This is a genomic window from Streptomyces sp. NPDC102283 (assembly GCF_044766265.1).
Taxonomy (GTDB): domain Bacteria; phylum Actinomycetota; class Actinomycetes; order Streptomycetales; family Streptomycetaceae; genus Streptomyces.
On the sequence record NZ_JBIWLQ010000037.1, the window covers coordinates 18,321 to 28,291 of the forward strand.

At 74.2% G+C, this 9,971-nt stretch carries 2 protein-coding genes; both read right to left on the reverse strand.

Annotated elements, in window-relative coordinates; genetic code table 11:
- Window positions 1–7: 7 nt before the first annotated feature.
- Complete coding sequence (locus ACIRJT_RS38220) at window positions 8–6,379, reverse strand: type I polyketide synthase (RefSeq protein ID WP_403919084.1); 6,372 nt, start codon at window positions 6,377–6,379, stop codon at window positions 8–10.
- Between the two features lie 31 nt (window positions 6,380–6,410).
- Window positions 6,411–9,971: SDR family NAD(P)-dependent oxidoreductase (locus ACIRJT_RS38225; RefSeq protein WP_403919087.1), on the reverse strand; the 3,561-nt coding region annotated here is incomplete at its 5' end.

Genomic DNA, 9,971 nt, shown 5'->3' on the forward strand with positions numbered 1-9,971 from the left:
TTCGTTCTCACAGGTCGTCGGGGGTGCGGAGAGTGGTGCCGAGCCAGTCGGCGACGGCGTCGCCGGTTGTCGCGACATGCTGTTCCATGATCGAGAAATGGTCTCCGGGAACGTCGACGACGCTGTCGGCACCGGCCCAGGACGAGCGCCAGTCACCGGCTTCGGCGGACGGGCGGCCGAGCGGGGTGGAGGCGCGGACCAGCAGCAGCGGGGCACGGACCGCCGGAGGGTTCCAGTCGTCGAGCAGACGGAAGTAGCCGCCCATCGCGGTCAGCCGGGTTCCGTCCATCGGGGCCGCCCGGTCCTCGCGGGCGAACATGCCGCCCAGCAGGACGTCGTTGAACTGGGTGATGCCCTGATTGTCGGAGAGGTAGGTGTCCAGCAGCACCACGGCCGCCGGGCCTCCGCCGCGCTGCTCCAGCGCGGCGGCCACTCCGTGGGCGAGCGTGCCGCCGGAGGAGGAGCCGGCCAGGACGAGCGTCCGTCCGGGCAGTTCCCGGAGCAGTGTCGTCGCCTGGAAGTCCAGCAGGGCCGGCATGTCGGCGGGCAGTTCCTCCTCGGGGGTGAATCCGGGGGCGTCCAGGGCGGCGACGGCGTAGCGGTCCCGGAAGCGGGAGGCGAACCGGGCGTACTGGTGGGCGCCGCCGAGGGCGACGACGGAACCGAAGCAGACGAGTACGGGGGCGTCGGCGCGCTCGTTCAGGCGCACCAGCCGCGGGCCGGTGCCGACGGCCGCGAGGTCGCTGCCGCTGTGGAAGGCCGGGCGCAGGGCGGAGGCGTTCTTGATCAGGGCGATGCCCTCGTCGATCCGGCCGAGTGCGCAGGCCCGGCGGAACAGCACGCTCACCGGGTCGGTGTCGGCGGCGTCGGTGCCGGGTGCTCCGGCTCCGGTTGCCGTTTCGTCTCCGGTTGCCGTTCCGGTTCGGGGGGTGTCCTCCGTCGGGGCCTCGGCGGCGAGGCGCGCCGCGAGCGCGGCGGGGGTGGCGCTGTCGAAGACGGCGGAGGGCCGTAACCGCAGTCCGGTGATGGCGGCCAGCCGGTTGCGGAGCTCGACCGCGGTCAACGAGTCGAATCCGACGGAGAGGAAGGGCACTGTCGCGGACAGCGCCCCTGAGTCGGTGTGGCCGAGGACTTCGGCGGCCTGGGCGACGACGAGTTCGCACAGGACCAGCTCGCGGTCCTGTGCGTCGGCGGCGGTGTCGAGCCGGTGCCGCAGCGCTGCGGCGGCGGTCGGCGTCCCCTTCGCTCCGGTCGTCGCGGTCGGGCTGCGCCGGACCAGGGAGCGCAGCATCGGGTGCACCGGACCGCCGCCGCGCGCGCTGAGGTCGAGGTGGGCCAGGACGACGGGGCTCCCGTCTCCCGGCGGGGCGGCGTCCACGGCGCACACGGTGTCCAGCAGGGCCATGGCCTCATCGTCGGAGAGGCCGCGGGCACCGCGCCGGTCGATGCGTCGCCGTTCGGCATCGCCGAGATCCGCCGTCATCCCGCTCACCCGCTCCCAGGGCCCCCAGGCCAGGGACAGGCCCGGCAGCCCGAGCCGTCGGCGTTCCGCGGTGAGGGCGTCGAGCGCGGCGTTGGCGGCCGCATAGGACGCCTGGCCGGGGCTGCCCAGTACGCCCGCGGCGGAGGAGAAGACGACGAACGCCGAGAGGTCCGCTCCCCGCGTCAGCTGGTCGAGGTGGCGGGCGGCGTCGAACTTGGGCCGCAGGACGGCGGCCATCCGCTCCCCCGTCAGCCCGTCCAGCAGACCGTCGTCGAGCACTCCGGCGGTGTGGACCACGGCGGACAGCGGATGGCGTTCGGGGATAGCCGCGAGGGCGGCGGCCAATTCCTGATGGTCCGACACATCGCAGCTGACGGAGGTCAGTTCGGCTCCGGCCTCGGCCAGCTCCGCCGTCAGTTCCGGCATGCCGGGGGCGGCGGCGCCGCGGCGGCTCAGCACGAGGAGGTGGCGTACCCCGTGCGCGGCGACCAGGTGGCGTGCCAGGACGGCCGCGAGAGTGCCGCCGCCGCTCAGCAGTACCGTCCCCTCGGACGGCCCGAACGAGCCTGGCGACCGGGTCGCTGTCGCGGGGCCGGGGGGCGTGGTGGAGGTGGTGGCCGTCGGCCGTATCAGCCGGGGCGCGTACAGGACGCCGCCACGCAGGGCCGCCTGTGGTTCGCCCGTGGCCAGGAGATCGGCGAGCGCGTCGCCGAGACCGTCCGGGTCCGGCCCTTCGGTGTCCAGCAGCACGAACCGGTCGGGGTGTTCGAGCTGAGCGGTCCTCAGGATGCCCCAGACGGCCGCCGCGCCGAGGTCCACCGGCTGCGGCCGCGCGCCGAGCGGGCCGGTCGCACCCCGGGTGAGCACCACCAGGGGCGTACGAGCGGTGGTGTCGTCGGCCAGGTGGGCCTGGATGCGGCCCAGGACCCCGGACGCGACCGCGTGCACCGCCTCGGGGCCCTCGTCATGGGCAAGAACGTCCGCGGTCGCACCGTCCGCGGTCACGGTGTCGGCGGACGGGGGGCAGGTCAGCAGCATCGCGTCGGGTGTCGCGGACAGGGGTTCGGCGGGTAAGGCGACCGGCAGCAGCCGCTCGTCCCGCGGGCCGAGGAGGCCCCAGCGGGTGACGGGGCGCGGGCCGGGCCCGGCAGTGACCGGCGTCCAGCCGACGTGGAAGACGGAGCCTGAGGACGCCCGCAGTGCGGCGGTGGAAGCCGTGCGCAGGGTGAGCGAGCCGACCGTCGCCACGGTACGCCCCGAGAGGTCGGTGATCCGCGCGGCGACGGCGTCGGGGCCGTCGGGGCGCAGCCGGACGCGCAGCACCGGCTCATCGGAGGTTTCGATCGCGACGCGCTGCCAGGAGAACGGCAGAGGGACGCCGTCAGCGGGCTCCGCGGTCCCCGCGCTTTCGCGCAGACCGGCCGTCTGGAGGGCTGCGTCCAGGAGGGCCGGGTGCACTGCGAAGCCGTCCGCTCCGGTACCGGAGAGGTCATCGGGCAGGGCCACTTCGGCGTGGATCGCGTCCGTGGTGCGCCAGGCGGCGCGCAGGCCCCGGAACGCCGGGCCGTAGGCGACGCCCCGGGCTTCGAGCAGCCCGTACAGTTCGTCCACGTCCAGGGGGACGGCGTCGGGCGGGGGCCACGCGCCGGCCGGTTCGGCCGTGTCGTCCCCGTCGGCCGAGGGGTCCCGGGGGCCGACCGTGCCGGTCGCGTGCCGGGTCCAGGTCCGGGCGGCTGCGCCGGGAGTGGCCTCGGGCCGGGAGTGGAACTCCACCGGGCGCCGCCCCGTCCCGTCCTCGGCCCCCACCCGTACGCGCAGTTGCACGGCGTGGTCGTCGTCGGCGTCGCCTGGCAGCAGCAGCGGTGCGGCGAGGGTCAGTTCCTCCACGAGAGCACAGCCGAGGCGGCGGCCCACGTGCGCGGCCAGCTCCACGAGGGCCGCGCCGGGCAGGATCACGGCTCCGGCCACGGCGTGGTCGAGGAGCCAGGGGTGTGTGGCCGAAGAGAGCCGGCCGGTGAAGAGGGTGCCCGCGTCGTCGGGCAGTTCGACCTCGGCGCCGAGCAGCGGGTGGTCCACGGCGGACTGGCCGGTGGCCGCCGGGTCCCGGTCGGCCGGCAGGGCGTCGAGCCAGTAGCGGCGTCGCTGGAAGGCGTAGGTGGGCAGGTCCACCCGCTGGGCGCCGGTTCCCGCGAACAGCCGCTCCCAGTCGACGCGCAGGCCCCGGACGTGTGCCTCGGCAAGGGCGAGCTGGAGCCGGCGGAGCCCTCCGGCCCCGCGCCGCAGGGTGTCGAGCACCAGCGTCTCCGGGGCGCCCGCGTCGGCGGCCGTGTCCTCGATCCCGTACATCAGGGCGGGCTGAGGGCTGGACTCGATGAAGACGCGGTGCCCGGCCGCGAGGAGCGAGCGGGTCGCCCGCTCGAACTCGACGGTCTGCCGGAGGTTGCGGTACCAGTACTCGGCGTCCAGGGCCTTCGTGTCCAGCAGGCCGCCGGTCACGCTGGAGTAGTACGGCACCGCACCCGAGAGGGGGGTGATGCCGTCCAGGTCGGACAGCAGGCGCTCGCGGATCTCCTCCACGTGCGAGGAGTGCGACGCGTAGTCGACTTCGACGGGACTCGCCCATACCCCTTCCGCCAGGAGTTCCTGCACCAGTGCCGTGACCGCGTCCGCGTCGCCCGACACCACCGTCGACGACGGGCCGTTGACCGCGGCCACCGACAGGCGGCCCGCCCACGGGGCGGTGCGCTCCCGTGCCACGTCCACCGGCAACGGCACCGAGGCCATGCCACCGCGGCCCGCCAGCACCCCCACCGCACGGGAACGCAACGCCACCACACGGGCCCCGTCGTCGAGGCTCAGGCCGCCCGCCACGCAAGCGGCCGCGATCTCGCCCTGGGAGTGGCCGACCACAGCGTCCGGAACAACGCCGAACGCACGCCACACCTCCGCCAACGACACCATCACGGCCCACAGCACCGGCTGCACCACGTCGACCCGCGCCAGCAGCCGCTCCGAGCCCAGCGCTTCCGCCAACGACCAGTCGATGTACGGCGCCAGAGCCCGCCCGCACTCCGCCATCCGTTCCGCGAACACCTCCGATTCGCCCAGCAGCTCCGCCGCCATCCCCACCCATTGCGAGCCATGGCCAGGGAACACGAGCACCGAACGGCCCGGGAGCAGCCCGGCGCCGGCCACCACGCCCGACGAGCCCACTTCCCGTGACAGGGCGGCGACACCGGCCAGCAGCTCATCCCGGTCCGCCCCCACCACCACGGCGCGCTCCGCGAACCGCGAACGCCCCACCACCAGCGAATGACCCACGTCCACCACGCTCAGACCTGGTTCCGCCACCACCCGCTCGTGCAGCGCCGCCGCCTGTGCGCGCAGCGCATCCGGGGTACGCGCCGACAGTATCCAGGGGACGGCGGTGGGCACCGGCTCCGGCGTGGCGGACCGGTCAACCGGCCTGTCGGTGGCGGCCGTTGAGCCGGTGGGGGCGGGCGGGGCGGCGGGGGCCTGTTCGAGGACGATGTGGGCGTTGGTCCCGCTGGCACCGAAGGAGGACACCCCGGTCCGGCGCGGCCGTCCCGTCTCCGGCCAGGGGGTGGCCTCGGTGAGCAGGGAGACGGCTCCCTCGGTCCAGTCGATGCGGGGCGAGGGGCGGTCGACGTGCAGGGTGCGCGGCATCACGCCCTGCCGCATCGCCAGCACCGACTTGATCACCCCGCCGACGCCCGCGGCGGCCTGGGTGTGGGACAGGTTGGACTTCAGCGATCCCAGCCACAGCGGACGTCCGGCGGGCCGGTCCTGCCCGTACGTGGCCAGCAGCGCCTGGGCCTCGATGGGGTCGCCGAGGGTGGTGCCGGTGCCGTGCGCCTCTACCATGTCCACCTCTGACGGGGCGAGTCCCGCACGGGCGAGCGCCTCGCTGATGACGCGCTGCTGCGCGGGCCCGTTCGGGGCGGTCAGCCCGTTGCTGGCGCCGTCCTGGTTGACGGCCGAGCCGCGGATGACGGCCAGGACGGGATGCCCCGCGCGCCGGGCGTCCGAGAGCCGTTCCAGCAGGAGCAGGCCCAGTCCCTCCCCGAACCCGGCGCCGTCCGCCGCGGACGAGAAGGACTTGCTGCGACCGTCGGGGGCCAGGCCACGCTGGCGGCTGAATCCGACGTACAGGCCGGGGGTGGACATCACGGTCACCCCGCCGGCCAGGGCGAGGGTGGTGTCGCCGGAGCGCAGCCCTTGGCAGGCGAGGTGGACGGCGACCAGGGAGGACGAACAGGCGGTGTCCAGGGTGACCGCCGGGCCTTCCAGGCCCAGGGTGTAGGCGATCCGGCCCGAGGCGACGCTGGGGATGGTGCCGGTACCGAGGAAACCTTCCACTTCGTCGGGCACCTGGTCGAGCCGGGACGCGTATTCGCTGTAGATCACCCCGGTGTAGACGCCGGTGCGGCTGCCGCGCAGGGTCGTCGGGTCGATGCCCGCACGTTCCACCGCTTCCCAGGACGCTTCCAGCAGCAGCCGCTGCTGCGGGTCCATGGCAAGGGCCTCGCGCGGGGAGATGCCGAAGAAGCCGGGGTCGAAGCCGGTCGCATCGTGGAGGAAGCCGCCTTCACGGACGTAGAAGGTGCCGGGGGCGTCGGGGTCGGCGTCGAAGCCGCCCTCGACGTCCCAGCCGCGGTCGGTGGGGAACGGCGAGACCGCGTCGCGTTCCTTGACCAGCAGCTCCCACAGGTCTTCAGGGGTACGCACGCCGCCGGGGTAGCGGCAGCTCATCGCCACGATGGCGACGGGCTCGGCGGAGTCGTCGCGGAGCCGTCGGTTCTCCTGCCGCAGGCGCTGGTTGTCCAGCAACGAGGCACGCAGGGCGGTGACCACCTGGTCAGTGTCGGTGGGCATGGGGTTCGGCTTCTCCTTCTGCGGCTGTCGGTCAGTCACGTTCGCCGCCCAGGGCCATCCGGACGAGTTCGCCGACGGTCATGCCATTGATGTCGTCGGCGGCGGGAGCCGGCGCCTCCGGTCGGTCGGCGAGGTCCAGGAGCGCGTCGAGGAGACCGGCCCGGCGCAGTGCGGCGGGTGGGATCGCGGCGAGCAGGGAGCTGATCTCGTGGTCCTCGCGGTCCGCCCGGCCCGGCGTCCCGGCGGCCTTCCCGGTGGCGGCGGGGCCGCCCGGCCCGTCGGGTACCAGGCGCCTGGTGAGGTAGGCGGCGACGGCGGCCGGGGTGGGGTGGTCGAAGACCAGGGTCGCGGGAAGCCGGCGGCCGGTGGCGGCGCTGAGCCGGTTGCGGAGTTCGACGGAGGTGAGCGAGTCGAAGCCGAGGTCCTTGAACGCCTGGTCCGGTTCGATGCTCCCGGCTCCGCCGTGGCCGAGGACTTCGGCGCCCCGGCTCCGGACCAGGTCGAGCAGGGTAGCGACGCGTTCCTCCGGGGTGAGGGCGGTCAGCCGGCTGCGCAGCGAGTCCGCTTCCGCGGCGTCCGCCCCGGAGGCGGGGCGGCGTGGGGTGCCGGGTACCAGAGCCGAGAGCAGGGCCGGGACGGGTGCGGTCCGGGCCGCCGTCCGGAGCCGGCCGAAGTCGATCTTGACCGGGACGAGCAGCGGTTCGTCCAGGGTGAGCGCCGCGTCGAACAGTGCCAGACCTTCTTCGCTGCCGATGGCCGAGGTGCCTCCCCGGGACATGCGCCGCAGGTCAGCGGCGGTGAGCGTCCCGGTCATCGTGCTGCGGTGCGCCCACAGGCCCCAGGCGAGTGACTGGGCGGGCAGTTTCAGGGCCCGGCGATGCTGGGCGAACGCGTCGAGGAAGGCGTTGGCTGCCGCGTAGTTGCCCTGCCCGGCGTTGCCGACCGTGGCGGACGCGGAGGAGAACAGGACGAAGGCCGACAGCGGCAGATCACGGGTGAGGGCGTGCAGGTTGAGGACCGCGTCGACCTTGGGCCTCAGTACGTGGCGCATCCGCGCGGGGGTCAGCGACTCGACCGTCCCGTCGTCCAGGACGCCGGCCGCGTGGACGACCGCGCTCAGCGGACGGCCGACGGGGATGCCTGCGAGCAGGGCGGCGAGCGCGTCCCGGTCGGCGACGTCACATGCCTCCACGTCCACCCGGGCGCCGAGTCCGCGCAGTTCGGCGGCAAGGTCGGCCAGGCCCGGGGCGTCCGCACCGCGCCTGCCGACGAGCAGCAGGTTCCGTACGCCGTGCGCGGTCACGAGGTGCTGTGCCACCAGGCCGCCGAGCGCGCCGCCGGCCCCGGTGACAAGGACGGTTCCCCCGTTCGCGGCGATACCGGACGATGTGTCCGGGTCCGAGCCCGAGAGCACGCCCGTGCCCGGGTCCGGGTCCGGGTCCGTCGCGATGGTGGCCCTGGTGAGACGGGCCGCGAGGAGCTGTCCGACCCGTATCGCCAGTTGGGGTTCCGTTCCGGCCAGTGCCCGGGGCAGCAGACCGGTCACGGCGGCCGCGTCGTCGGTATCGATCAGCAGGAAGCGGTCCGGATGCTCGGACTGGGCGGAGCGGACGAGGCCGCGGACCGCGGCGCCGGCGAGGTCGGTGACCTCCTCACCGGCTGCCGTGGAGACCGCGCCCCGGGTGACGATTACGAGCCGGGTGCCGTCGTCCCACCGCGGGTCGGCCAGCCAGTCCTGGACGAGCCGCAGGACATCATCCAGTGCGGTGTGCACGGACGCGGCGTCGGGCGGGGACGGGAGGTGCGGGGTGCGGTCGCACCAGGCCAGCACCACGGCGGGCGACGGCGCTCCCCCGTCCAGCTCGGCGCCGAGCGCGGCCAGGTCCGGATGGCTGTCCGGGAAGAGTTCCCCGCCGCCGAGGACGACGCAGTGTCCGAGAGGGTCGGCGGGTGCGGTGGCGGGCGCCGCCGACCACTGCAGTCGGTAGAGGGACTCCGGGCCTCCGCCCGGGCGGAGGGTGTCGAGATCGATCGGGCGGACGGCGAGCGCCTCGACCGACGCGACCGGAAGGCCGTTCGGGTCGGTCGCGTCGATCGACACCGATCCGTCCGGCCGGAAGCCGAGCCGCACCCTGAGCGCGGTGGCTCCGGAGGCGTACAGCCTGACTCCGCTCCAGGAGAACGGCAGGCCGGCGGACGGCCGGTCCGGGCCCGGTCCGGTTTCCGGCTGAGCGCGCAGAAACAGCCCCTGGAGGGCGGCGTCCAGGAGGGCGGGGTGCACACCGAAGGCGGAGGCGGACCGGTGCTGGTCCTCGGGCAGGCGTACCTCGGTGAAGATGTCGTCGCCTCGGCGCCAGGCCATGGTGAGCCCGCGGAAGGCGGGTCCGTAGCCGTAACCCGAGGCGTGGAACCGCTCGTACAACTCGTCGACGGGGACCGGGACGGCGCCGGGCGGGGGCCAGGAGCCGACGCCGTCCGGTGCCGGTGCGGACGGCCGCTCCCGGGTCGTGGCGTCGGCGGTGAGCACGCCGGTAGCGTGCGCGGTCCAGTGCGGGGTCGTCGCGTCCTCGCGGCAGGAGAACAGGTCCAGGGAGCGGTTGCCGCACGCGTCCGCGACGCCGACCCGCGCTTGCAGGCGGACGGCGGTGTCAGCGGGTATCAACAGCGGTGACTGGAGTGTCAGTTCCTCCACCGCTTGGCATCCGGCCTCGTCCGCCGCGCGTACGGCGAGTTCCGCGAAGGCAGCGCCGGGCAGCAGAACCGTACCGGCCACAGCGTGGTCGGCGAGCCAGGGGTGGGTACGCAGCGACAACCGGCCGCTGAGCAGCAGCTCGCCCGTGTCGGCCAGTTCGATGGCCGCTCCGAGGACGGGGTGGTGGGCCGGGTCGAGCCCGGCCGAGCCCACATCGGCCGCCGTGGTGGGCGCCGGCTCGGGCCAGTAGCGGTTGCGCTGGAAGGCGTACGTCGGCAGCTCGACGCGCCGCGCCCCCGGGAACACACCCGACCAGTCCACCTCCAGGCCGCGCTCCCACGCACGGCCCACCGCACGCAACACCTGAGCCAGACCACCCTCATCACGCCGCAGCGTCCCCAGCACCGCGGCATCCACACCCGCGGCCTCCACCGACTCCCCCACCGCAACACCCAGCACCGGATGCGGACCGGCCTCCACGAAGAACCGGAAACCCTCCCCCAACAACGCGCGGGTGGCCTCCTCGTACCGGACCGTCTCCCGCAGGTTCCGGTACCAGTACTCCGCGTCCAGAGCCTTCGTGTCCAGCCAGCCACCCGTCACCGTCGAGAAGAACGGCACCGAACCCGAAACGGGAGCGATCCCCGCCAGATCGGCGAGCAACCGCTCACGGATCTCCTCCACATGCAAGGAATGCGACGCGTAGTCGACCTCGACACGACGAGCCCGGACACCCTCACCGGTAAGTTCTTCAAGGAGCCCCGCCACCGCGTCCGCGTCACCCGACACCACCGTCGACAACGGACCGTTCACCGCCGCCACCGACAACCGACCACCCCACCCCGCAAGACGCCCAGCCACCACACCCACCGGCAACGACACCGACGCCATACCACCCCG

Coding starts and splice junctions, on each gene's coding strand:
- ACIRJT_RS38220 (WP_403919084.1), bottom strand. CDS start 6,379: ATGCCCACCGACACTGACCAGGTGGTCACCGCCCTGCGTGCCTCGTTG.